Raw genomic sequence first — 23,272 nt, forward strand, 5'->3', positions numbered from 1 at the left:
GATTGTGGGGATTTCCACTGCGTTTACCCCTAGTTATTGAGAGGTGCGCGATGCTTGGCAATTCTACCGCGACCGCCGACCTGCCGTGTACGGTGATATTGTCCAACCACTTCCGTAATAGAACAAAAACGAATCTCCGTAACAGTAATAGCCGAGGTCACGTGCCTTGGTTATTATTATTGCTGCAACTATCTATTTATCTGTTGTTTCCGGCAAAAACATTGGAAATTAAAAAGGGGCTTTGCTTAATATAACTTTGCAAAGCCCTCATCGCAGGTAGAGTTCTAATTCTATTCTTACTATAGTGCCTTAAGCTATGAAGTTAAGATAGGGCGAGTGCTGTAAGAGTCAAAACGCAAGTTATTGCTAGGGATAGCGCTTGCGTTAGAGTTCGCAGTTTCACTAATACCAATCAAGCGACGGCGTTTTCGGCGATTGCCGTTAGCGCCTTCTACGGTTTCAGCATTATTGCCGTCAAGGGCTTTAACATTATGCCGTTGCTGCTCGGAAAGTTCGCAGAAGCGATTAAACACTTTGTGAGCAATCCTTAACTCTTCCTCATTCATGAGACTAAACACTTCTTGTAACACCTCGGTTTTTAAAGCTCCAACCATGTTAGTAACTTCTAGTCCGGCATCCGTTAGACTAGCACGTACTTCACGGCGATCTTCCGGGCTAGTTTCACGAACCAACAAAGGAATGCCATTTCGGCGTTCAATCAGGCGGTTTACAATACCGGTAATTGTTGGCATACTTACCTGAAGATGCTCGTGCAATTCACTCATAGTTAGCGATCCGAATTGACGAATAATATATAATACTTTCATTTGCTGGAAGGTGAGGTCAAGTTGAAGCCAATCCGGAGTAGCAGCCACATTTAACTGTTGGAAAGCACATTGATAAAGATGGGACAACTCTTGAGAGTCCTTTGATTTTTCACTCATCAAAACTCCCCCTCCAAAAGGGATATTTCTTTTTAACTTCTAAGAGCAAGAAAAACAATATGAACATTATCGGGGAATACCCAAAACCTGAATCTAATAGTAAGATAATACCAAATCTTTAGGTAAATGTAAAGGGCTTTTCACAGTAAGTTGTGTTAAATAACCACAAGGAATTGTTGGATTTTATTACAGTTAAAATTAAAGAATGTTTGCAAGCATTTTTAATATCAATGAAAAATATATGAGGAAACAGCCCGTGAAGGGCTGTTTAAGTTCAGAACCACACATATATTATCTTTTATCAACTAATCTTTTGAGTCTTTATTTTTATCCGATTCTTCATTGTTATCATGAGTGGCAGAAGGTGTCGGAGTCATATTCGATTTTTTCTCATCCTCATGATTATCCTCATGATTAGAGGTAGGAGTAGGCGTTGCATTCGGAGTTGTATTAGGAGTTTTGATGGTAGTCACAACTGTAGTAACAGTTTTTGCAATAGCAGGTGTTGTGGTTGTGGTAGGCGCTACTGTTGCTATTAAAGTTTGTTTCTCGGATTCAGTTGTAGCAGAAGGGTTTGTTGCAACAACCGGAGCCTGTGTTGTAGTTTGCATGTTAGCCGGAGCTTGCGTAGTGCGTGGCGCCAAAGTAGTTAGCTGTACAACAGTAGTGGACAAGTTCGTAGTGGTTGACACACTAGTAGTCTGCTGCGTAGTCTCTACGGTAGCGGTTGCATCTTCAGTTACGGCGGTTTCCGGTGCCGTAGTAGTGATTTCGATATTAGTAGTTTCAAAGGTAGCCGCAGGTATGCTGGTATTGGGCGCGGCAATATTATTATTACCCGGTTGTTCAGAAAGCGCCAGCCCTATCAACAAGCCCAGCGCCAACACCACTGAAGCCGCTACCATAACAAGTTGTAAACCATGCAACCGATTTAATCGGCGCGGTTGGTTATTGGTAACGGTTCTGCGAGGTTCCAGCGCAAGAATATTGCCGGGAAGAGGCGGCACAATAGTAAGGCGTGATTTCGCTTGCAAACGAGCCTTAAGGTCAGCCGTTAGCATTTGTCGTTTCTCCGCATTTAAAGCAAAGCTTGGAGCCTGCCGGCTCTGTACCACCAGTTCCAGCATATTTTCTAGTGCCATTTCTTGCTCAAAGGTAATAACTATATCCGGCTCAAGGCTTTTGCCCTGCTGCAAGTAATCGACTCTATTTTCAAAAAGCTCTTGGATGTGCTTATCTGTTTTCATACCCTTACCGCCGTTTCCCCATGCCGTTATTATCATCTAGTATTTGCCGCAAGTTACGGGTTGCCCGAAATTGCAAGCTTTTGATTGATGGCATACTTTTATTTATAATAGCGGCGACCTGTTCAAGGTCGTTACCCTCAATAAACCTTAAAATAAATACTGTGCGCTGGTCTTCCGGCAATAAATTCAAAGCTTGCCTCAAGTCTTCACGCTGTGCCACTTGCGTGGCTATCTCGCCCCCGTCTGCTGCTCCGTAGTCACTGCTAAGCGTCTCATAAAGCGAACTACTTTCATCGCTTGCCGCCTCCAATGAAACAGAGGGATGTCGGCTGCGATAGCGATAATGATCTGCCAGAAGATTACGAGCTATGCGGAAGACCCATGCTTTGAAAGGCACATCGCGTTGCTGGTAATCCCCAATTTTCTCGACAATACGAGTAAGTGTTTCACTAACTATATCTTCAGCCAAATGATGATCGCTGCTATGGTAGTACGCATAGTTATATAACCTGTCTGCAAAACGGGACATTAATTCATCCACTGCGGCAGGCTCGAACCTTTGAAGTTGTGCTACCAGTTCAATGTCATTCATTTGTAAGTGTTAATCAATCTTCGATGTAAACAATCGGCTTATAATACGAATGCTCAATATTTTGCCTTTCGGTTTCATACTAAGCGACCTTCTACATCTATCATATAAACTCGGCAATTTTCTTGCCGATTGATAAATTCTCTACCTTTTTCAATACCCAATATTAAAACGGTTTTAGCGAACACGTCCGCCAACATCGCGGTGGGCGCAACTATCGTTACAGCCGCCAACCCATTATCAACCGGCTCGGAGGTGCGTGGGTCAATCAAGTGATGCTGTAGTTGGTTGCCTTTCAGCCAACGGCGGCGGGTAGTGGAGGAGGTTGCTACTGCTCCTTCTATAACTGGCAAAGTAGTTAAAGTGCCTTCTAGGGCAATTGGATTTTGCATTTCAACTTCCCAACCGCTTTTTCCGGGCTGATTACCGCCAAGGCGCATATCTCCGCCAGCGCTCACCATAAAATCCTTGAATCCCTGTGCCTGAATAACTGCTGCAACCCGGTCAACAGTCATACCTTTAGCGATACCGCCCAAATCAATTCTAGCGCCCTTCTCAAGCTTAATACTTCGCCGAGCGTGGTTTAATTCGACATATCGGTGCGAAGGTGGGCGAAATGTATTTATTTTGGTTGCCAGACCGGGAGTAAGAGTTCCAATTTGCTCAAAACTGCGGTCATACCCGGCGTGTTCCAGCGCATCCAAAATGGTTAAATCAAATATACCGCCAGTTACTTCTGCCATTTTTAGGGCAGCAATGACACACTCAAAAAACAGAGGGGAGGCTTGTTCAATATAACTCTTTTGATTTAACCTTGATAGCTCGCTATCAGGTAAAAAACGACTCAGAGTTAATTCAGCGTGCCGAAATATCAGTTGTGCAACGCTGACCAAATCACGCGCCCGTAATTTGGTGGCTTTGGACTCACTACTCAAATATATAAGCGCTTGCACATCTGTATTCATTGCCCTAAATGTGGAAAAAACCTCGCCCATACCCTGTTTAACCAATCTTTATCTAAATATCCAATCCGGTAATCCGGTTCTATGCTCGTTTTTTGACGAGCATAGATTCTATCACAACTAGGAAGCTTTAGTCTTAGATGTCTGCGTTGGAGCCAACTTTGGTGTTGCAATCGGCTCCAGCTTCGGTGTCGCTTGTAATCTTAATCGTGTTCCTTTTCGCCGCCCTTATTGTCTTTATGTTCAGGTTCCTTTGTCTCAGGACCCTTATTGTCTTTATGTTCAGGTTCCTTTGTCTCAGGCTTCTTCGTCTCTGTCTCTCTCTTCTCGGTTGGCTTTACTGTTGGAGTGGAAGCCGCAGTCGGTTCGGGTGTTGCTGTTGCAGTCGGCACTGGCGTTGTTGCAGTCGGTTCGGGTGTTGCTGTTGCTGTCGGTTCAGGTGTTGCTGTTGCTGTCGGCACTGGCGTATGCTGTTCTTCTACTTTTTCGGCGACTACCACCACTGTATTGGCAACAACAACCGGATTACTAACCACAGTCTGAGCCTCAGGGGTGCTGAACTGATGTTCAGGTTGTGCATTATAATAAACATCCGCAACTATCGGATCAGGGTTGACAGTAACTATGGGTAGTTCGGTAGTAGCTCCAGCGCCGGGCTGTGTAGCAGCAGTATTTTTCGCAACAGTAGCAGTCTTGACAGCCTTAGCTACGGTAGTAGGAGCTTTCGCTGCGACTTGGGTTGTAGCTTTGGTGTCAGGAGTGCTAACCCCTATGCCCGACGCATTCACGCCAAACGCAAAAGCTCCTACAAAAGCTATTCCTAATATCAATCCGGGTAATAATGTTTTCAGTTTCACCAGATGCTCCTTTCAATGATAGGGGACTCGATTTGTTTTCTTCGAGACCCTAAACGCTATAAAAGAGCAAAAGTCGCGGGCAAATTCTCTCAATTTTTAAAATTCACACATTATATATTAATCTTCCAACTTGACCTGATTAGTACCATCGAGTTGGCACGTCTCCATCATCCGGGAGTACCTCGGGATTTCCTCAAATTCCCCGCCCCACCATGAAAAAGCAAGATGAAGCCTTGTTGGTTGCTCTCCTCAACACTTTTACTGTTCATCCCTCCTATACATCACACAGAACTTTAGCTCTAGCAAAACGAGAACGAATTCTTCCTTGGTAATATCTCACACGAAAATTTGACGCGCACCCCGTGAGGAGTAATCACTTGTTTTAAAATTAGATTGAGTTTATACTAAGTAAAATTTGCTGAGAACGTTGAGAGAACGATTTAAAATTATCCCTATCAAAAAATTTCCTAACGTTGCCCGAAAATATTACCGGGAGGTATTCAATGGGGCTTTTAGATAAATTGCTTGGTAGAAGCGCAGGCGGCACACCTGCCAAAAGCTCTATCGTTGCTAAAGACCGCCTCCAACTTGCTCTAATCTCGGACAGAATCAAAGTAACGCCAGAACAGATGGAACTTCTGAAAGAAGAAATCGTATCTGTTATTAGTCGTCATTTTGATATTGATCGGGAAGCGATGGAAATTACGTGGGGCGATAAACACGATAAGCTGGTAGCCAACATACCAGTGCGTCGTTCGAGAATGCTATGAGTAATGGAGTTCCGTTTAGCAATTACCAATGAGGCTAAAAATGAATAAATTGCAGCCTGATAAAAATCCTACACCATTTCCAATATGGTCTAGGAACGGATTTAGAGTTTTAACCAAAAACATCCGAATCCAAACCCATGGTGATGGAGATATTTTGGATATTACCAAACAGGCTCAAGAGCGAATCAGTGAAACAGGGCTTCAAAATGGCACTGTAACTCTGTTTATTCAAGGTTCTACTGCGGCGCTTACTACTATGGAATTTGAACCGGGTCTAGTTCAGGATTTATCAGAATTATTTGAAAAACTAGCCCCGCATGACGCGCGTTACAAACACGAAGAACGCTGGCACGATGGCAACGGTTTTTCCCATATCAGGGCTGCTTTGTTAGGTCCTTCTCTAACAATCCCATTTACCGAAGGTTTTATGACTTTGGGAACGTGGCAACAAATAATAATAATAGATTTTGATAATCGCTCGCGACAACGAGAAATTGTATTACAAATTATGGGCGAATAAAAAAAGGGACGTAGCCCATACGTCCCTCAATCTTTTCATTCATCTCGACCTATCCAGAAATAATTCTGAGGCACATTCTTTGCAGTTTTAACCTCTATCTCAAGGTTACTTGCTAAAGCTGTAAAATCTCCCACTTGTACTTTCTCGCTCAACATACAAATGCCCGGTTTTTTGCCATACTTTTGCCGATAGCGCAGCACCGCTTCATCAATTTTTGTGCCTACTGGCTTTTTCGGGTTATTATCAAACCATACGAAATACATTGTTTCACCTCCCTGAGTCACCTAGTGTGCGGTATTCCGCCTCTACTACACCCGAATCGCTGCGTCTGCCACGCTTGCGATTGTTCCGGGGTGCATAATCCATAACTTCTTCGCCATAATATGCTTCATATGCTGCCGGGTCTGCTACCGGGTAATCGTATAAATAACTCGAATCGTATTCGTAATATGCCTGTGGCTGTTGCGCTTTGCGGCGACTTGGCAAACTGCGCTGTGCCGGGTTAGAGCGGGGGGGTCTTGTATCGGGATAAGGTAGAGGATTGTGATATTGCTGGTAATCGGGCAAATATTCCGGTTGCTGGTAGGACATACCATAGCCCGGAGTTTGCATAAAAATAATCGGTTGCACCGGGTTCTGCCGCTCTATCGGTTGGGCTGGATGAGTCCGGTTCAGGAAAACTAACATCACCAATATCACCGGAATAACTGCCATTAGCCCTAGCAGCACCCCCACGATTACAGCCCAACTACCCGGAGGCATTGTTACTATCACTAACACCGCCAACGTAATGCCGAAACCCATCATCAGACTGACAAAGCTCTTTTTAACCATTTTTTTACTCTCGCTATTTTTTCTAAGGGCATACTGCCCCACTCGAACATTCCGTATGCAATTTTGCTATCCAAAGGCTGCTCTGTTCCTATTGCGAATTAGTGCGCCGGATTGTTTCATAATTTCTGGGTGTAGTAGGACGTGACGGCGCGACAGGTGGTAAGGGTCTTGGCGGTTGTGCCGCCGTTTTAGGCTGCTGCTTTTCCTCGTCCCATAAATCCACTTGCTTAGACGGCTTCGGTTTAGCTACAGGTCGAACTTCCTCATCCTGTTCTCGGTAATCATAATCACTCTCTATGCGGGGATATTCAGCATGTAGCTCAGCTACGCGCCTTCTTTTGTTGATGTCCTGCTGATATTTTTCAAAGCGTTCGGAAACGCCCATCGCTTGCTCATCATATCCATAATCTTGGTATGATGGCGTGGGTTGAGTTTCGGCTCTGGTTTCTTGGCGAATTAGGTAATTTGGTGTAGCAACATAAGGAGTCTCGTATTCCTCTTGCGCCACTGTTTCATGCTTGTTGCGGGACGGGCGCGGTTGTACTGCTGTTCCACCCAAATGTACCACCGTTTGCTCCATCTCGGCGTTTGAAATGTACGCTCCTTGCAAGCGGGTAGAGATACTGCCCGAAAACAGCAAAAAATCACCGCGACCCATTAATTTTTCTGCGCCACTGCCGGCAACACCACTGGCAACCCGCGCATCTTCCGGTGACACAACCTTACCCACAATCCGGGTCGGGAAATTGCTTTTAGCAATACCGCCGATTACGCTGGCGGCAGGCTTTTGGGTACTGGCTATCAGGTGGATTCCAGCTTCACGTCCCCTTTGGGTAATGCGCGTTACCAGTTGTTCCATCTCGCGCCCATTTACCATCAGCAAGTCAGCCAGTTCATCAATGAAAATTGCCAGTACCGGGCTACTAACGCCCGTTTCATCGCGCTTTTCCATGTGTCGAACTGCCCACTTCAACCTATGTAAACCATCGGTGGGGTCGGTGATTACCGGACAGACCAGATTTGGCAAACCGTTGAAATACTTGTAGCCCCGACTCTTGGGGTCAATCAGCAACATACGCAATTGTTCTGGAGGGTTTTGCAAAGCAAGGCTGGCAATCATGCTGCGTGCCAGCGCGGTTTTACCGCTTCCAGTAGTGCCGCTAATTAGGACGTGTGCAATATCAGGTGAGGTAAGCCGCACCAGCAAAGGCACTCCGTTTTCATCTAGCCCCAGTATGGGTGAATGTGTCGGCAAATCGGCAGGCAAAGTACGCATCAATGGGAAAAGCTGTACCGCTACCGGGTCAGGTCGTGGTATTTCTACTTTGACGAAATAGCCATCTCTGGTGATACGGCAACTATGCACCCCTAGCGCCAGCGCAATTTCATCCGCTAGATTCGTCACACGGCTATATTTGACCCCGCTTGCCAATTTCACGTGGAATTGGATTAAGCGCGGCGAGATATTTCCCCCTACCACGCTCCCCTCGATATTGTGGGAGTGCAGGGTATATTCGATGCCATCAGCTTGGTGATCTAAAAGAGAACGCATTTGAGCAGTCCTGTAGTTCAAGGGATAGTTTGGATAGCCGTAATCCGGTTTGAAACACAAGTTCTACAGAACATAATATCAGAACAAATACACTAAGTCAAGATGCGTTTATATTGTTCAGAGCAGCATATTTGAATACGTTCTTCCCGAATCACTAAAAAGAAATTAGCCTTTAATCTGCCTTTAAGGTAAAATCTATCAGGCTGGTAAGCGATTTTTGTTTTATGAATTTGATGAAGGAAAAAGCATGTTTTTATATCTGGTTCGGCACGGTCAATCGGTCTGGAATGCGGAAAACCGCCATCAGGGCTGGCAAAATGTGCCGCTCTCCCCGTTAGGTGAATTGCAGGCGCAGCGCATTGCCCAACGTTTGAGCAACATGCAATTCGACTATCGCTATACCAGTCCGATTTTGCGCTGCTATGATACCGCCGCTACCATCGTTAAAGTGCAAGGTCTTGAGCCTGAAACCGCGCTGGAAGTGGATGAGAATATTAAAGAGGGGCGGATAAGCGCACGGCGTGAGGGCAGGCATCACAAAGAGCTTTTTAGCGATTGGACGGGCGAGGAAAAACGCCTCTTTCGTGAGGACTATTCCTTCAAGTTTGAAGATGGGGAGTCGGTGAAGGGCGTTATCGAACGTACCCTCGCCTTCTTTGAGCGGGTCGCTTCCCTCAGCGAAGAGCCTTTGCCCAATGAGCAAGAGGAAGAGCTTGAAACCAGACCTAAACCCACACCGAAAACCGCGCTGGTGGTAGCGCATCTGCTCAATATTCAGATACTGACGCTTTATGCTCTTAATTCTTTGGATGCAATTCAACGTCGTCAGGACAACATTGACAGACTCGCCATCGGTAACTGCTCTTTAACCGTAATCGAAACCAACCTGAAAGGAAAAACGCCCTTCTTCCGGGTGCATACCGTCAGCGATGTTTCGCATCTGGCGGGGCTAAAATCGCCTGAACTGCCTGCCGCTCAGGGTTAGCCGTATAATGAGCAATTCACTGAATTTCAAAGCGCATCCGCGTAGTTGGCGCGATTTCAAACTGGTTTATCCGGTAATAGCGCGGCGCAGTAAGGGACTATCCATCGGTGTAAATCTCAACCCCGACCGGGTATGTAACTTCGATTGTATTTACTGTGAGGTAAATCGCACTGATTTTCACCCTAGTAAGGGTTTGATACCGCTGCCTCCCAAAAACCTGCCGCGCCCTAAAGTAGAGCTTGCCACGATAAGCCGCGAACTGTTAGCGTTGTTGACAATGGTCAAAGACGGCACGCTTTGGAATGAGTCTGACTTTGCAACGACACCGGAGAACCTCAAGCGATTGAATGATATTGCTTTTAGCGGAGATGGCGAGCCGACCGCTTGTCCGCAATTTAGTGGGGCGGTTCAGGCGGTTATAGAAGCGCGTACTTTGGCGGGCTTTACCTCGCAAACTGTAAAATTGGTACTGATAACCAACGCTACCCGCTTTCATCGCCCCAATGTGCGGGAGGGCTTACGCGCAATCGTGGGGGCGCAAGGCGAGATTTGGGCGAAACTCGATGCCGGAACGCCCGAATATTTCCGCAAGATTGATAAGACTAATATTGATTACGGGCGAGTGTTGGAAAATATTCTCAGCCTTTCAGGCGAGTTGCCGCTTAACATCCAAACCTGTATGATGCGGGTAAACGGCGAATCGCCTTCACTTACTGAGATTGAGGCGTATATCCAAAGATTGGCTTATTTTCTGGAAAATGGGGCAAAACTTAACACTGTACAGCTATACACGGTGGCACGTCCACCCGCGCAGGCTTATGTTAGCAGCTTAAATGAGGCGGAATTGGCGGAAATAGCCGGGCTTATCCGGCAACGTACCGGATTGAGCGTGGAGTTTTTTGGCGGTAGTGTGGGTTTGACACAGAAAGGTTAGATTGACAAGTGCTAGACCTGTTGCGACCCAGAACGGGTTGCTTAATGGTGGCGGGGCATCGTGGGGCGCGTGGCTATGCGCCCGAAAATACTATGCCATCTTTTATCAAGGCGCACGAATGCGGCGCGGATACCATCGAATTTGATGTTCATCTCACTAAAGATAAATATTGCGTCATAATCCATGACGAAGAATTGGAACGTACTACCGATGGGCATGGGTTGGTGCGTGAGCATACTTGGGCGGAATTATCCAAGCTGGATGCCGGAAGTTGGTTTGACCGCAAGAATCAAGCCACTTTGGAAGCTTTAGCAAAAAAAGAGGGCAAGTTTGCCGACCTCAAATACATTTCCCCGCCTATTCCGACTCAGAGCTTTGCCGGAACTCGCTTGCCTTTGCTGGAAGATGCGTTGGAATGGGCTAAAGCGGTGGGAATCGGAACTTCGATTGAAATTAAAGTGCCGTTCCCATTTTATAGCGGCACGTTTGCCGACTACGAAATTATCGAGCGCACTCTTGAAATCGTAGCCCGTTACGGTGATGAAGAAAATACCCAAATGCACAGCTTTGACCACCGCTTGATGCGCCGAGTCAAGGAGCTTAACCCAAATATCAGCACCACTATCAGCTTTTATGGCGCAATTATGGTAAACCCCCTGAGTTTGCTGGATGATGCGCTGGCGGATGGCGTGGCAATTGGCAGTATCTGGGTCACGCGCGAACTGGTAGATATATACCATGCACACGAGCGCACTGTTTTTGCTTGGGGCGGACCCGGCGAAGACCCCTACAATGAAGAAGATGAACTGGGCAAACTGGTACAAATGGGGGTAGATTACGTCAGCGGCGGCTTCCCCGACCTGTTACGTGAGGTGGCAGAAAAATACGTTTGAGCGACTAGCAGATTGTGCGAGGAAGTAGAAAAATGATGGTTATGGTTAGGCAGGAAAGATTTCAATACCATCATTTATAAATTGCTCAAGCAATACATCGGCGTATTGTCTGAATATTTCTGCTAACTCATTATCTTTCACTATTACTAATACACGTCTGACATGGCGATGGAATTTCCGCATATCATCGCTGTTTAATCCGCTTACTTCTCCCCAAGGGACAGGGTTATGCCAATCACGCGGGGGTTGCTCACATAGTACCCCCAATGAAATATCAAAACCTTTAGGCTCAGGTATATCTAGCAGAATTTCATAGCCTCTCAACTTTCGTCCGGTTAACTCTGAAATTTTAGCGCACCACATTTCTTCAAGGCGTTTGCGGCGATTTGGCGCAAATTTAAGGGTTGCAAGCTGATTGTAAAATGGGTTTTCTTCACTAAGAGCTATTGCTCGCTTATAGAAACGTCGCAGATTCAGGTCTGTTATTAGTTCATGGGCAATTGAGCCGGGTTGAGTGTTATTTTGAATAAGCGTGATAATGCTGGCATCATTGCTACGCTCTAGCTCTGCCGCACTAAATGCGTTTTCCAGAAGGGCTTCTTGCAAAGCTCGCAGGAACATTACGGTGGCAATTCGGGTGGTATGGTGCCAATACACATTATAGAACATTAGATAGCGAGCAAAGATGAGCGATTGCAAAGCTCCAACCCCTTTTTCATCTATCACTAACTGAGCAGGCTGTCCCGATATAGGGGTTTCGGGGTAGATTCGCATAGAGTCGAGCAGACGCTGCACATCCACCATACCATAAGGTACGTTACAGTAACGCGAATCGCGGGTTAGATAATCCAGCTTATCGGCATCCAAAGGACCGCTGATAAGGTTGCTTAAAACCATCTCATTGGGAGCTAGTGGTAATTCTTTATCTCCGGTGATGAATGCCGCGACTTTCTCCGGTTCAACTCCCCAACTATTTCGAAGAATTGCTCCAATCTCTGCGCCCATTACAATTTCACGCCCGATAGCTTCATGGCTACGTATAATATTCAAATCCAGTTCTTCCACGGCGTGGCTAAATGGAAAATGACCGATGTCGTGTAATAGCGCAGCCGCAAGTGCCGTATTTACTTCCGCTTGGGTGAACTGATACTCTGTGCGGCGCAGGAGGTGTAGTACCGCTTGTCTGGTTAAATGAAATACTCCCAGACTATGCTCAAAGCGCGTGTGATGTGCGCCGGGCCATGTCCAGCTTGTAAAACCCAATTGCTGCACGCCACGCAAGCGTTGGTAATGCGCGGTGTCAAGAATTTGCAACACTTTACGGTCAAGCTGAATATCTCCCCAAACGGTATCACGAATAATAGATACTGATTCTGCCACTAGCGATAATATTATTTCGCCCTTTGAATCCAACTTATTATCCTCTTGCCAGAACTTGATAATTTGCACCAAGCCTAAAATAGAAACATAGGAAGAACTGCCAGATGCTGAAAAAATAAAATCAATTGAGTCAGTGTTAGCGTTGTCAGCAATATACGATAAAGTTGAGTTCGATTGAAAGTTGTGGGTTGCTTATTTTTTTTTCATTCGGGTCATCATCCACAGGCTAAAGGGAGTAAGTGGGCTATTACTGACGGCTGCCAGCAATTGATACTTTAAGCCCACTGTCACCACTGTACGGTTGCCGCCCAACCTCTGCAAAGCTTCATCCACCACTTTTCCGGCATCCAACCACAAGAAATCTGGGAGTTTACGAAATGCCTTTAATTCTTCGCTATCATGTATGCCAGAGCGTGTAAACCCCGGACACAGTGCTTCCGCTTTTACGCCAGTTCCCTCCAGTTCAACTCTTAAGCCTCTGGTGAAATTAATCAGAAATAACTTGGTGGCAGAATAAACAATATTACCGGGGTAAGGCGCATAGGCGGCAACTGAAGCAACATTGATAACACCACCTCGGCGGCGGGCTATCATACCCGGTAGTGCCGCGCGAGTAAGCCCCACGGTAGCCATAATATGGGTGTGTACCATCCCCTTCTGGCTCGAAGGTGTCATATCGGCAAAATTACCCATTGTGGCAAACCCGGCGTTGTTAACCAATAGGGTAAGGTCTGGTACTTCGGAAACACGTTTTTCGAGTTTTTCAAGCTCAACCGGAGAGGCGAGGTCTATGACCTGAACCTCAGCTTTGATTTTATTATTATTCTCTAGTTGGTTGGCGAGAGCTTCAAGTTTTTGTTGTCGCCGCGCCACCAGAATTAAATCATAGCCATCCTTTGCCAACCGTCGCGCGAATTCTTCACCAATTCCGCTGGATGCACCTGTTACCAAAGCCACTCCCTTACTGCCCATTTTTTACCACCTTTCAACCAGAGGTATTTTAACTGAAATGTAGACTCCCTCTATTTGCTTAGATTACTCACCATATCATAATATTTTAGCCTGAATCGTGGCTAACTTCAATTTGGTACAAAACGGCAATAATTTGGGTTGGGCTTTCAAAAAGGCGGGCGCAAAACCCGTGAACGAATAAACTTCTGAGCCTGCGTTAGGTAATGTTACGAGGCTTGAGCGGAAGTCGTAAAGCTACTCCCCGCAGCAGCAAAAACACGCATGGAACACCTACCACTATGCCGATTACCCCTGCCAGATAAAATTGATTACTAATATTGAGCGAAGCAAACATCATTAGATTCATCAGGTAAAGCATAGGCGGTACGAAGTGATAACGGAGGGGGGAAATTTCAAGTGGAAATACGGTTTTTTTATCTTTTATAATATATATCAAAACCCAAACCATTATATAGCTTATAACCGTCCAAGCTATGAAATTTGATAAAGGTACTCCATAGTAGCCGGAATTCTGGTCGCCTATCCATAACCAATAACTATGCACATGGAAGGCTACCGGCTCCATTAATAAGTCGCTTGAAACGGTCAGCAAGGTAGAGAAAATAACAAGAGTATGGATATTGGCTCCGGGCTTCGCCCAAGACAAAATAAGGCGAGCGGTAAAATAAGAAGAAACAATTATCATCAACCACGCAAAGAGAATAGCAATCGGAACACTCCAGAGTTTGGGATAAAGAGCGGCAGTATAAACATATGAACCGAAGGGAAATCCGGTAGTTTCTCCCAATGTTTCAACTGCAAAGCCTAAACCCAGCAAGGCTATTGCGGATAAAACCGCTTTCTTGAAATCGTAGTTTACCACTAACCATAATAAAGCAGCTATGCCTACATCCACTAGCATTGCTGTTGCCATCCATTCCTGATCTGCCGAAACTTGATTTGTTACAAGCTGAAAGATTGATCCCGGATAAACTAAGCAATAGAAACCAAAGGATGACATAAGCAGATATTTATATAATTTCAACCGTAACTCCCTCTAGGATACCAGCGCAGCTTCCGCTATATATGGAACGGTTTGTGGTCTTTATGGTAAAACGCAAATACTGGATACATTTCTTAGAAAAAATCGGACAACTTGTGTAGATGCTTCAGCTATTTTGTGAATATTATAGCGACTTTGTTTATTCACAAATCAATACAAACTGTTAAGGTAAAGTTCAGGTGTAGGAATACTTTATCTTCCATAAAAAAGCTTTCTTAATTCTTAGAGCTTTCGCTTCAGTCAGAGAGCTAAGCCCCTTGTTTCTATTTCTAGGTTCATTTTTACTGTGCTAAGCGAAAATCCTGAATAAATTAGATGCAATTAGTTCCCAATTGATAAGAATTGAGCTTATCGGTTTTTTGTGGGTAAACCGCCTTAATATTTGCAGAACCTATTGTGATATATGTTATAATAACACTAGTTAAGACCAATAAAGTACAAGGGGAGTCCTATACAAATGGCAAATACCAGAAGCGGTAGAGTACAGTATCGCTGTTCTTTTTGCGGAAAAGGTCAGGAAGATGTAAGACGCTTGATCGCAGGACCGGGCGCTGTTTATATCTGCGATGAATGTGTGGATCTTTGCCGGGAAATTATTGATGAGGAAATGAGCGGTCCCAAGGCAGATGTTAACCTTGGTCGTGTCCCCGCTCCGAAGCGCATGGTCGAATTACTAAATCAATATGTAGTTGGACAAGATCGGGCAAAACGAGTTTTGTCGGTTGCGGTCTATAACCACTACAAGCGTATTAGTATGAATGCCCAATCTGATGAAGTAGAATTACAGAAGAGCAATATCCTGCTAATCGGACCTACCGGAACAGGCAAAACCTTGTTGGCACAAACCCTTGCTAAAATTCTTGACGTGCCATTCTCTATTGCCGATGCTACTGCTCTTACTGAAGCCGGTTATGTAGGCGAGGATGTTGAAAACATATTGTTGCGCCTGATACAAGCGGCAGATCATGATATTGCCCGTGCTGAAAAGGGCATCATCTACATAGATGAAATTGATAAAATTGCCCGCAAGAGCGATAACCCCTCCATCACTCGCGATGTTTCCGGTGAAGGTGTGCAACAAGCGTTGTTGAAAATCCTTGAAGGTACGATGGCAAACGTTCCGCCACAGGGTGGTCGTAAGCACCCACATCAGGATTTTGTACAGATTGATACTACCAACATTCTGTTTATCTGCGGTGGCGCGTTCGAGGGTATGGAAGAAATTATCGGCAGACGTGTAGGGCATAGCAGTATTGGCTTCAAACGTGCCAGCACAGATGATGCACAAACTACAAAAATGCAGTTGCAGCCAGCCCCAGATGATTTACTTAAATTCGGTCTAATTCCTGAATTTATCGGGCGTGTTCCGGTGATTGTAACGCTTGATTCATTGGATAAAAGTTCGCTCATCCGCATTCTCAGTGAGCCTAAAAATGCTATTATCAAGCAATACCAGAAATTGCTGGGCGCGGATAAAGTAGAATTAGTCTTTACCGATGATGCGTTAGAGGTTACGGCTGAAAAAGCGATGGCGCAAAAAACCGGCGCACGCGGCTTACGTACTACCATAGAAGAAGCGCTTACCGACATAATGTACGAAGTGCCTTCAATGGAAAATGTAAGACGCTGTATCGTAAATGCCGATGTTATCGAAGGACGCGCTCGTCCGATTTTGCAAGGAGCAAATCGTACCGAACTAACCATCGAACCGCCTTTGGAAGAAAGTGCCTAATTATAGTTCTTATCATAACCTGATCATAACAAGCCCTCCAATCTGTGAGGGCTTTTCTTTTTCTCATAAGCGTGGCAGGTTAATCGAATTGCGCTAACCCTTTTTCAAACACTCTTAACCAATTGGCATGATAAAAGTTTCTTATATCATTGTCATTAAAACCATGCTTGAGCAACTCTTCACCAACCAAAGGCAGGTCATTCAAACTTTTTAGAGGTTCGGGAATCGATTCAGCCCCAAACCCTCCGTCCCAATCGGTGCCAAGTCCAATAGCGCGAGTGTGTCCGGCGAGTTCACAAATATGGCTGATATGGCGCACCACATCTTCCAGCGTGGCTTTACGCCCTTCCTCTTTAGCTACAAGGAAACTATCATACAATACAACTCCTATAACCGTATCGCGTTCGAGCAAACAGCGAATCATATCATCTGATAATTGTCGGTCTGTGTTTATTATGTGTCGGCAGTTGGAATGGCTCGCAATGGTTACGCCACTATAAGCATCTAGGGCATTATAGAAACTTTCTTCCGCCATATGGCTTACATCTAGGATAACTCCCAACCTTTGCATTTCGGCGAGAAGTTCGACTCCCAGCGGGGTTAGCGTTCCCGGTTCGCCCGTTCCGCCACAATAGCGATTCGATTTCCAAGCTGGTCCGATAAGCCTCAAGCCTTTATCAACCCATTGTTGCAATTCATCCGGCTGTCGAATCGGGTCTGCTCCCTCAATTGATATCATAATGCCGAGTTTTTGAGTGCCCTCATTGATTTCTTTCAAATGTGCGTTCAATTCGATGCGGTTACGAATAAGATTGACATGGGGTTGTTCCCTCGCTACCCTATTATAGAAATCAATCTGCCACATACCTTGTGTATGGGCTTCCTCAGCGTTTGAGAAAGAGTGTCCCTCTCCAACAACACTGATGGCTCTTTTAGGTAGCGTGAAGATAGTACCGATTACAAGACGTACCGGACTATCCAGCAAATCCGGCAGCGATACCAACCGCTCGCCATAAATTGCGCCATCGTTCACTCGTTCACGCGAGGACTTGATTTCTTCATAAAAATCTCGTCCAAAACTGGCGTTCCAGCCAATATCTAGGTGACTATCTATAATAAAAGGAATATCCGGCATGCTGACTCCAAATTAAATTTTAAAAGATAATCCAATAAAAAAGAGGGACGCAGCGAACTGCGTCCGGTTTGCAACTCTTTGTAGAGAAAAATCTAATTTTCGAGCGATTTGTCGGCAATGTCTAACGCCTGATCCAATAATATCAAACCTTCCTGCAATTGCTCCTCGGTGATACATAGCGGGGGGTTACAGAAAATGCTATTCCAGCGAACTAGAGCAAGCACTCCGTTCTGGCGCAAGAAACCATTAATCTGGTTCATTACTACCATTTCCGCTGGTTTGGGATTAAACGGCACCAATGGCTCGCGGGTTTTTCTGTCCTTTACCAGTTCCAGAACCGAGAAAAGCCCAATTGCACGCACATCTCCCACGCTAGGGTGTTTGTCGCGCAGTTTCTCCAACTCGGCTTTCAGGAATTTCCCCACCGTTGCAGCATTCTCAATCAGGTTATCTTCCTTGTAAACTTTGATTGTGGCAATGGCGGTAGCTAATGCTAATGTATGGGAGTTGTAGGTAAGACCAAAGGGTATTGGCGAGTTTTCAAATCTTTCGGCTATAGCGGGTGATACCATCAATGCGCCCAACGGTACATATCCCGATGTTATGCCCTTTGCCATTGTCATCATATCCGGTTGTACGCCCCAATGCTCGATGGCAAACCATTTTCCGGTGCGTCCGAACCCTGCCATTACTTCGTCTGCAATAAGCAAGATTCCGTATTTGTCGCAAAGCTGGCGCAAACCCTGCCAATAGCCGTCTGGTGGGATGATAATTCCGTTTGTTCCGGTTACGCTTTCCATTATTATTGCCGCTACATTTTGTGGACCTTCAAACTGGATAACTTCTTCCACATGGTTGAGGCAGGTCATATTACATGCGCCTTCACCTTTGCAGAAATTACAGCGATATTCGTATGGGTCAAGCACGCGCACTACACCCTGCATACCCGGTTCGGAAGACCAACGGCGCGGTTCGCCTGTCAGGGACATTGCCCCAAATGTTGCGCCGTGATAACTGCGGTAACGTGCAATAATCTTGTGTCGTCCGGTATAGGTGCGGGCGATGCGAATTGCTGCTTCCACCGCTTCCGTTCCACCGTTGGTAAAGAAGGCTTTACTGAGGCTGGCAGGGGTTAATTCATTAAGTAGTTTTCCCAATACGGCGCGGGGTTCGGTCGCATGTCCCGGAATCACATAGGGCAATTTTGCAACTTGTTCTGAAACAGCGCGTATCACTCGCTCATCGCAATGCCCAATATTGACATTCATTAGCTGTGAATTGAAATCAAGATAACGTTTGCCATCTGTATCCCAGAGATAAACGCCTTTAGCATGGGAGATTGCCAGCGGTTTGACTGAGGCTTGCGCTGCCCAATCATACAAGGTGTACTCCCGGCAAGCCTGTAAAATTTCGTCTGTTGACATTGAAGCTGTTACTTCTTCGATGCTCATTGCCATCCTCCTGTTGTTTAACAATTTTGAGTCTGCCCGGCGTTGGTCAAACCCTTGCGCCGCCAATTCCTCATAAGATTTATTGCCAGTACGTTTAACATTATAGCAATGAAGGGGAAAGTAAGCATCTACTAGGCTACCTATATTTGCTGCTTGCCCGCATTTCGCTCAAAAAGAAAACCCCCCTAAAAGGGGAGCTTTGCTTTACTCAGATTTGTTACTAATTCTGGTAGGGAATATGCCCGTTCTTGCTGTGCTGTACTCGTCCAGAGCTAATTACTTGCGCTGCTTCCCGATAAAACTTTTCTAGTTGAGAACGTGAAGCCTCTACCCGGATAATTGGTAGAATATTGTTCGCCAACTCTTCGGCTTCTTCTTGCGTGGTGGCTTTGTCAATTGCTTGTTGTTCCGATTCAAGGTCGTAGAGGTAAATAATGAATAGCTCTGATTCATCATTATAGCCAAGCGCTAATCGCCCGGTTTGCGCTTCAACTTGAAATGGTTCAGGATATATTCCTGTAGCTAACGGGTCTTTATAGTTCTTTCCGCCTTCGTATTGTTCCAGCAATTCCTTTATTGCGTCAGCAAGAGCGCCGAGTTGCTCCTTTTCCATCCAGCAGCAGGCTGCGCGTTTTCCTTCTCGGAATAGAACTCTGAAGCGACGATTACCCGGTATCCCAATTGCTTCCGGTTTTAATTCATCTATAGCACCAAAATCATGTAGTGCGTCCGCCATTATTGAAGAATCTCCTCTCTGCGTAGGTATCTCCCAAGCTATATGGAACGGTATTATACCACGAATTTTTCTTTGACTATACTATAATAACTGCCGCCGAAATGTTGTAGAGTCTGCCCTTCAGGTTGTTCCGGTTTCCAGAAAGTATCGAATGCTTTTGGGTCTGCCCAAGCTGTTAAGACCTGCCCTACAAAGAGAGTATGGTCACCGAGGACTATCATTTCCATCAAACCACATTCGATTGCGGCAAAGCACTCCTCAATTAAGGGCGTGCTGACTCGTTTAGGCTCGGCAAGGTTAAACCCGGCGCGTTGGAATTTATCGGTGTCTTCCCCGCTGCATGACCCGCATATCTCGATTTGTCGTGCCATATCCCCTTGAGCAATGTTAAGCACAAATTCTCCTGCTCGTTTAATCAAATCGTGGCTATAACGGCGCGGGGAAATAGCTACTCCTATTAATGGAGGTTGTAAGCTTAACGGTGTTAGCCATGCTACCGGCACAATATCTGTTTTCCCTTTTGCGGCAACCGTTAGCAGACAAACCGGACTATGCTGGAGCATTCGGGTAGCATAACCTATGTCAATTTCCTGTTTTTTACCCATTACTCTTGATGAATTCCTCTCTCTTGCGAAACTTTCCATTGGTTTCGTGGTGTCGCCTCCAAGTTTGTTTTATAATTATACAACGTAGTGCAGTTTGTGGCTAAAGCTAAAACGAGAGGATTATTTGTGATGAAAGCTTTATTGTTTGACCATGATGGAATTCTAAAACTAAAAACTGATTATCCTGAGCCACAACTCGCACCCGGTGAGGCAATTATAAAAGTGACTCGGGCGGGTATTTGTAATACTGACCTTGAAATTACAAGAGGCTATCTGGATTTTCACGGGGTGTTGGGGCATGAATTTGTGGGGGTGGTACAGGAAGTTAGCGCGTCATCTGACCAGCATTGGCTTGGTAAGCGCGTGGTTGGCGATATTAACGCCGCTTGCTACCGTTGCGAAACCTGTCTATCTGGTAGGCATACCCATTGCCCAAATCGAACTACTCTTGGAATAGTAGGTCGCGATGGAGCTTTTGCCGAATATTTGCGTTTGCCTGTTGCCAATTTCTTTGCGGTTGCTGACTCCATCCCCGATGAAATGGCAGTATTTACCGAACCGTTGGCAGCCGCTTGCCAGATTTTATATCAACTACATGTACGCCCCACCGATAAAGTTGCGATAATCGGCGATGGCAAACTTGGCTTGCTGGTAGCTCAGGTATTGCGCTTGAGTGGGGCTGATTTAACTGTGCTAGGTCGCCATCCCGAAAAAGGGCAAGTTGTGGCTCGTCAGGGAGTACGCTATATAAAGCCTGAAGAAGGAAAGGATATTCGTGAACAGGTCGGGGGCGAATGTGATTTGGTGGTAGAGTGTACCGGCAATGAAGTGGGTCTGGCAACCGCTAAAGCTTTAGTCCGCCCACGCGGAACGATAGTCCTGAAAAGCACCTATCATGGCGCTCCAGCAGTGCCGATGAGTCTATATGTGGTGGATGAAATTACCTTGCTTGGTTCGCGCTGTGGTCCATTTGACGCGGCATTGCGCCTCATGGAACGCAAGTTAGTTGATTTAAATTCGATGGTTAGCTTTGAGTTTCCCTTGCTGGAAGGCTTGAAAGCTTTTGAACATGCTTTTGGTCATTCTAGCCTTAAGGTATTGCTGAATATCTAAAACCTAGCGGAAAGGCGTATTACCAACGGGCGATGATTGCGCGGAAATTGACCTTGCCTCTATAAGGTTTGTCGGGATGTTCCACCTCGTTAGCCAGCCAATTATTAAGCTGGACTACCGCTTGCGTGTGAATTTCATCCGAATGCTCCCAATCGCTGCTGTACATGCGATTTATAAGCCGATTCGCCATTTCACGCTGTGATAGCGGTTTCACCTCAAACTGCACCAGATTAGTTTTCTCGATTTTTGCGCCCAACTCTTGCAAATGTGAGATACTAACCTCTTCGCTTTTCCATGCTCTCTCGCGTTTTTTTCTTAGGTCAGAACCTAAGCCCTCCAAAATTCCGCCCCATTTCTGTCGTACCGCTTGTTCTGGTGATAACTTGCCTGCTTCTTCAACAGCCTCCTCATGGGCAATTATCAAACGACCTCCCGGTTTACGCAACACTCTTTTTGCTTCTTTAAGAGTCGCTGCTAGGTCACTTACCAGATGTACTACATGTACGGCTATTGCAATATCAAAGCTGTCATCAGGAAAGGGAAGTGCGGTTACGTCTCCCAATCGCAGTTTGTGGCGATATTCGGATATTTCAGGTTCTTCTGCCAGTTTGTTTTCAAGTCGTTTCAGCATTTCAGGTGAAATATCCACTCCGGTAAAATCATAACCTGCCTTGATAAAGGGCAAAGCGATGCGCCCTGTCCCGATACCCAATTCCAGAAAGCGCGTAGTAATATTTGCAGATGTATATTCAATCAGCGCTTTGCAAATGTTTTCCGGCACACCATCCGGGAATCCTCTGGTGTCATCATAAAAATCCGCTGCCCTATCAAAAGAAATACCCGGCATAAAATACTCCTTTAAAATAAAAGATATATATTCAAAATCCTTGCTATTTTACCTTAATCGTTGCTACTATGGGCATAATCCAAAAACCCAATTTGCAAACTGAATAGCGTTGCGCTAAAATTGACCGAAATTGTGAACTTTGTTGCAAACTATAGAAGAAAAAATAGGAAAAGATACTTCGGCAAAGGAGAAGCAAATAATGGGCGCACGCAAAAAAGTTACGGTAATAGGCGCAGGCAACGTGGGTGCAACAACTGCACAGCGGTTAGCAGAGCGCGATTTCTATGATGTAGTGATGGTGGATATTATAGACGGCTTGCCGCAAGGTAAAGCGTTGGATTTGCGCGAAAGCGGTCCGGTTGAAGGTTACGACAGCCTTGTAATCGGCTCAAACAGTTATGAAGAAACCGCCAATAGCGATGTAGTGGTTATTACCAGTGGTATTGCTCGCAAACCCGGTATGAGCCGTGACGACCTGATTAATACCAACGCCGGTATCGTAAGACAAGTTACCGAAAGCGTGGTTAAATATTCCCCTAACTGCATTATTATAGTAGTTAGCAATCCGCTTGATGCCATGACTCAACTTGCTTGGAAAGCCAGCGGTTTTCCCAAGAACCGCGTAATCGGTATGGCAGGGGTACTAGACTCGGCTCGTTTCAAGCACTTTATAGCCGAAGCTCTGAACGTATCGGTTGAAGATGTAAACGCTTTTGTACTGGGCGGGCATGGTGATACAATGGTTCCGCTACCGCGCTATAGCACCGTTGCTGGTATCCCGATTACTGAGCTTCTACCAGAAGAAAAAGTTAAGGCAATTTGCGACCGCACCGCCAACGGTGGCGCAGAAGTTGTAGCCCTGCTCAAAACCGGCAGCGCCTATTATGCCCCTGCCTCTTCGGCAGCAGCAATGGTGGATAGCATCTTGTTGGACAAGAAGCGTATTATGCCCACCGCTACTTTGTTGGAAGGCGAATATGGTATCTCCGGTTTGTTCGTAGGCGTACCCTGCAAACTCGGAATTAACGGCGTTGAGCAAATCATCGAGATTACATTGACCGCTGAGGAAGATGCTGCTCTTAAGAAAAGCGCAGCCGCAGTAAACGAATTGGTAGAAATAATTCGTCTTAAGGTTACTGATATTGGTCTTTAGAATCTGAGATTGCTTGCTT

At 45.7% G+C, this 23,272-nt stretch carries 24 protein-coding genes; 8 read left to right on the forward strand and 16 right to left on the reverse strand.

Features of this window, described 5'->3' with window-relative positions; translation table 11 throughout:
* Window positions 1-314: 314 nt before the first annotated feature.
* The 5 genes from WCK19_RS01250 to WCK19_RS01270 all read right to left on the reverse strand — a co-directional run bounded on the left by WCK19_RS01250 (window position 315) and on the right by WCK19_RS01270 (window position 4,599).
* The gene (locus WCK19_RS01250) at window positions 315-944 is read right to left on the reverse strand and encodes a MarR family transcriptional regulator (protein WP_342395528.1); all 630 of its coding nucleotides are present in this window, start codon (window positions 942-944) and stop codon (window positions 315-317) included.
* A gap of 305 nt (window positions 945-1,249) precedes the next feature.
* Window positions 1,250-2,191 carry a hypothetical protein gene (locus WCK19_RS01255; RefSeq protein WP_342395529.1) on the reverse strand — a complete coding sequence of 314 codons (942 nt, stop codon included), beginning with the start codon at window positions 2,189-2,191 and terminating at the stop codon, window positions 1,250-1,252.
* A 4-nt stretch (window positions 2,192-2,195) separates the two neighbouring features.
* Complete coding sequence (locus WCK19_RS01260) at window positions 2,196-2,783, reverse strand: RNA polymerase sigma factor (protein WP_342395530.1); 588 nt, start codon at window positions 2,781-2,783, stop codon at window positions 2,196-2,198.
* A gap of 74 nt (window positions 2,784-2,857) precedes the next feature.
* Window positions 2,858-3,790 carry an FAD:protein FMN transferase gene (locus WCK19_RS01265; protein WP_342395531.1) on the reverse strand — a complete coding sequence of 311 codons (933 nt, stop codon included), beginning with the start codon at window positions 3,788-3,790 and terminating at the stop codon, window positions 2,858-2,860.
* Window positions 3,791-3,945: 155 nt separating this feature from the next.
* The gene (locus WCK19_RS01270; RefSeq protein ID WP_342395532.1) at window positions 3,946-4,599 is read right to left on the reverse strand and encodes a hypothetical protein; all 654 of its coding nucleotides are present in this window, start codon (window positions 4,597-4,599) and stop codon (window positions 3,946-3,948) included.
* A gap of 503 nt (window positions 4,600-5,102) precedes the next feature.
* Between WCK19_RS01270 and minE the strand changes: the two genes are divergently transcribed.
* Both minE and WCK19_RS01280 read left to right on the forward strand, forming a co-directional pair.
* Window positions 5,103-5,369 carry a cell division topological specificity factor MinE gene (gene minE, locus WCK19_RS01275; protein ID WP_342395533.1) on the forward strand — a complete coding sequence of 89 codons (267 nt, stop codon included), beginning with the start codon at window positions 5,103-5,105 and terminating at the stop codon, window positions 5,367-5,369.
* A gap of 40 nt (window positions 5,370-5,409) precedes the next feature.
* On the forward strand, window positions 5,410-5,889 hold the full coding sequence (locus WCK19_RS01280) for a secondary thiamine-phosphate synthase enzyme YjbQ (protein WP_342395534.1): 480 nt from the start codon (window positions 5,410-5,412) through the stop codon (window positions 5,887-5,889).
* Between the two features lie 35 nt (window positions 5,890-5,924).
* On the opposite strand, the gene WCK19_RS01285 is transcribed toward WCK19_RS01280, so the two are convergent.
* The 3 genes from WCK19_RS01285 to WCK19_RS01295 all read right to left on the reverse strand — a co-directional run bounded on the left by WCK19_RS01285 (window position 5,925) and on the right by WCK19_RS01295 (window position 8,275).
* Complete coding sequence (locus WCK19_RS01285) at window positions 5,925-6,152, reverse strand: hypothetical protein (protein WP_342395535.1); 228 nt, start codon at window positions 6,150-6,152, stop codon at window positions 5,925-5,927.
* 4 nt (window positions 6,153-6,156) lie between these two features.
* On the reverse strand, window positions 6,157-6,723 hold the full coding sequence (locus WCK19_RS01290; protein ID WP_342395536.1) for a hypothetical protein: 567 nt from the start codon (window positions 6,721-6,723) through the stop codon (window positions 6,157-6,159).
* Between the two features lie 88 nt (window positions 6,724-6,811).
* Entirely contained in the window at window positions 6,812-8,275 is a 1,464-nt protein-coding gene (locus WCK19_RS01295; protein WP_342395537.1) for a DNA translocase FtsK, read from the reverse strand.
* Between the two features lie 247 nt (window positions 8,276-8,522).
* Between WCK19_RS01295 and WCK19_RS01300 the strand changes: the two genes are divergently transcribed.
* The 3 genes from WCK19_RS01300 to WCK19_RS01310 are packed head-to-tail and all read left to right on the forward strand — an operon-like array spanning window position 8,523 to window position 11,087.
* Window positions 8,523-9,260 (forward strand): histidine phosphatase family protein, encoded by a 738-nt coding sequence (locus WCK19_RS01300; RefSeq protein ID WP_342395538.1) that lies wholly within the window; start codon window positions 8,523-8,525, stop codon window positions 9,258-9,260.
* 7 nt (window positions 9,261-9,267) lie between these two features.
* Window positions 9,268-10,194: a hypothetical protein gene (locus WCK19_RS01305; RefSeq protein ID WP_342395539.1), complete on the forward strand. Its 927-nt coding sequence runs from the start codon at window positions 9,268-9,270 to the stop codon at window positions 10,192-10,194.
* An 8-nt stretch (window positions 10,195-10,202) separates the two neighbouring features.
* Window positions 10,203-11,087: a glycerophosphodiester phosphodiesterase family protein gene (locus tag WCK19_RS01310; RefSeq protein WP_342395540.1), complete on the forward strand. Its 885-nt coding sequence runs from the start codon at window positions 10,203-10,205 to the stop codon at window positions 11,085-11,087.
* A gap of 45 nt (window positions 11,088-11,132) precedes the next feature.
* Here the strand turns inward: WCK19_RS01310 and WCK19_RS01315 are convergent, their stop codons facing one another.
* The 3 genes from WCK19_RS01315 to WCK19_RS01325 form a co-directional block, all read right to left on the reverse strand.
* Window positions 11,133-12,500, reverse strand: coding sequence for an HD domain-containing protein (locus WCK19_RS01315; RefSeq protein WP_342395541.1), 1,368 nt, complete (start codon window positions 12,498-12,500; stop codon window positions 11,133-11,135).
* A 159-nt stretch (window positions 12,501-12,659) separates the two neighbouring features.
* Window positions 12,660-13,439, reverse strand: a complete 780-nt coding sequence (locus WCK19_RS01320) for an SDR family oxidoreductase (protein ID WP_342395542.1) — start codon at window positions 13,437-13,439, stop codon at window positions 12,660-12,662.
* A 196-nt stretch (window positions 13,440-13,635) separates the two neighbouring features.
* Window positions 13,636-14,352 (reverse strand): carotenoid biosynthesis protein, encoded by a 717-nt coding sequence (locus tag WCK19_RS01325; RefSeq protein ID WP_342395543.1) that lies wholly within the window; start codon window positions 14,350-14,352, stop codon window positions 13,636-13,638.
* Window positions 14,353-14,938: 586 nt separating this feature from the next.
* Here WCK19_RS01325 and clpX point away from each other — a divergent pair.
* A complete protein-coding gene (gene clpX, locus WCK19_RS01330) occupies window positions 14,939-16,213 on the forward strand; it encodes an ATP-dependent Clp protease ATP-binding subunit ClpX (RefSeq protein WP_342395544.1) in 1,275 nt (424 codons plus the stop codon).
* Between the two features lie 79 nt (window positions 16,214-16,292).
* On the opposite strand, the gene WCK19_RS01335 is transcribed toward clpX, so the two are convergent.
* The 4 genes from WCK19_RS01335 to WCK19_RS01350 form a co-directional block, all read right to left on the reverse strand.
* A complete protein-coding gene (locus WCK19_RS01335) occupies window positions 16,293-17,348 on the reverse strand; it encodes a membrane dipeptidase (protein ID WP_342395545.1) in 1,056 nt (351 codons plus the stop codon).
* A gap of 92 nt (window positions 17,349-17,440) precedes the next feature.
* Window positions 17,441-18,799 carry an aminotransferase class III-fold pyridoxal phosphate-dependent enzyme gene (locus WCK19_RS01340; protein WP_342395546.1) on the reverse strand — a complete coding sequence of 453 codons (1,359 nt, stop codon included), beginning with the start codon at window positions 18,797-18,799 and terminating at the stop codon, window positions 17,441-17,443.
* Window positions 18,800-19,019: 220 nt separating this feature from the next.
* Window positions 19,020-19,535: a DUF3090 family protein gene (locus WCK19_RS01345; protein ID WP_342395547.1), complete on the reverse strand. Its 516-nt coding sequence runs from the start codon at window positions 19,533-19,535 to the stop codon at window positions 19,020-19,022.
* 53 nt (window positions 19,536-19,588) lie between these two features.
* Window positions 19,589-20,140, reverse strand: coding sequence for a flavin reductase family protein (locus WCK19_RS01350; RefSeq protein WP_342395548.1), 552 nt, complete (start codon window positions 20,138-20,140; stop codon window positions 19,589-19,591).
* 129 nt (window positions 20,141-20,269) lie between these two features.
* Here WCK19_RS01350 and WCK19_RS01355 point away from each other — a divergent pair, with 129 nt between their 5' ends.
* Entirely contained in the window at window positions 20,270-21,253 is a 984-nt protein-coding gene (locus tag WCK19_RS01355; protein ID WP_342395549.1) for an alcohol dehydrogenase catalytic domain-containing protein, read from the forward strand.
* Window positions 21,254-21,272: 19 nt separating this feature from the next.
* Here WCK19_RS01355 and WCK19_RS01360 read toward each other — a convergent pair whose 3' ends face one another.
* Window positions 21,273-22,100, reverse strand: a complete 828-nt coding sequence (locus WCK19_RS01360; RefSeq protein ID WP_342395550.1) for a class I SAM-dependent methyltransferase — start codon at window positions 22,098-22,100, stop codon at window positions 21,273-21,275.
* A gap of 199 nt (window positions 22,101-22,299) precedes the next feature.
* On the opposite strand from WCK19_RS01360, the gene mdh reads away from it, so the two are divergent.
* Window positions 22,300-23,253: a malate dehydrogenase gene (mdh, locus tag WCK19_RS01365; RefSeq protein WP_342395551.1), complete on the forward strand. Its 954-nt coding sequence runs from the start codon at window positions 22,300-22,302 to the stop codon at window positions 23,251-23,253.
* Window positions 23,254-23,272 lie beyond the last annotated feature (19 nt).

This window comes from Candidatus Chlorohelix sp. (genome assembly GCF_037138995.1).
Classification (GTDB): domain Bacteria; phylum Chloroflexota; class Chloroflexia; order Chloroheliales; family Chloroheliaceae; genus Chlorohelix.

Excerpts from the sequence above, each read along its gene's own strand:
- WCK19_RS01295 (WP_342395537.1), bottom strand. The coding sequence starts at position 8,275 with ATGCGTTCTCTTTTAGATCACCAAGCTGATGGCATCGAATATACCCTG.
- minE (WP_342395533.1), top strand. The coding sequence starts at position 5,103 with ATGGGGCTTTTAGATAAATTGCTTGGTAGAAGCGCAGGCGGCACACCT.
- WCK19_RS01360 (WP_342395550.1), bottom strand. The coding sequence starts at position 22,100 with ATGCCGGGTATTTCTTTTGATAGGGCAGCGGATTTTTATGATGACACC.
- WCK19_RS01300 (WP_342395538.1), top strand. The coding sequence starts at position 8,523 with ATGTTTTTATATCTGGTTCGGCACGGTCAATCGGTCTGGAATGCGGAA.
- WCK19_RS01305 (WP_342395539.1), top strand. The coding sequence starts at position 9,268 with ATGAGCAATTCACTGAATTTCAAAGCGCATCCGCGTAGTTGGCGCGAT.
- clpX (WP_342395544.1), top strand. The coding sequence starts at position 14,939 with ATGGCAAATACCAGAAGCGGTAGAGTACAGTATCGCTGTTCTTTTTGC.
- WCK19_RS01280 (WP_342395534.1), top strand. The coding sequence starts at position 5,410 with ATGAATAAATTGCAGCCTGATAAAAATCCTACACCATTTCCAATATGG.
- mdh (WP_342395551.1), top strand. The coding sequence starts at position 22,300 with ATGGGCGCACGCAAAAAAGTTACGGTAATAGGCGCAGGCAACGTGGGT.
- WCK19_RS01350 (WP_342395548.1), bottom strand. The coding sequence starts at position 20,140 with ATGGGTAAAAAACAGGAAATTGACATAGGTTATGCTACCCGAATGCTC.
- WCK19_RS01335 (WP_342395545.1), bottom strand. The coding sequence starts at position 17,348 with ATGCCGGATATTCCTTTTATTATAGATAGTCACCTAGATATTGGCTGG.
- WCK19_RS01285 (WP_342395535.1), bottom strand. The coding sequence starts at position 6,152 with ATGTATTTCGTATGGTTTGATAATAACCCGAAAAAGCCAGTAGGCACA.
- WCK19_RS01290 (WP_342395536.1), bottom strand. The coding sequence starts at position 6,723 with ATGGTTAAAAAGAGCTTTGTCAGTCTGATGATGGGTTTCGGCATTACG.
- WCK19_RS01340 (WP_342395546.1), bottom strand. The coding sequence starts at position 18,799 with ATGAGCATCGAAGAAGTAACAGCTTCAATGTCAACAGACGAAATTTTA.
- WCK19_RS01255 (WP_342395529.1), bottom strand. The coding sequence starts at position 2,191 with ATGAAAACAGATAAGCACATCCAAGAGCTTTTTGAAAATAGAGTCGAT.
- WCK19_RS01325 (WP_342395543.1), bottom strand. The coding sequence starts at position 14,352 with ATGGCAACAGCAATGCTAGTGGATGTAGGCATAGCTGCTTTATTATGG.
- WCK19_RS01250 (WP_342395528.1), bottom strand. The coding sequence starts at position 944 with ATGAGTGAAAAATCAAAGGACTCTCAAGAGTTGTCCCATCTTTATCAA.
- WCK19_RS01260 (WP_342395530.1), bottom strand. The coding sequence starts at position 2,783 with ATGAATGACATTGAACTGGTAGCACAACTTCAAAGGTTCGAGCCTGCC.
- WCK19_RS01345 (WP_342395547.1), bottom strand. The coding sequence starts at position 19,535 with ATGGCGGACGCACTACATGATTTTGGTGCTATAGATGAATTAAAACCG.
- WCK19_RS01355 (WP_342395549.1), top strand. The coding sequence starts at position 20,270 with ATGAAAGCTTTATTGTTTGACCATGATGGAATTCTAAAACTAAAAACT.
- WCK19_RS01320 (WP_342395542.1), bottom strand. The coding sequence starts at position 13,439 with ATGGGCAGTAAGGGAGTGGCTTTGGTAACAGGTGCATCCAGCGGAATT.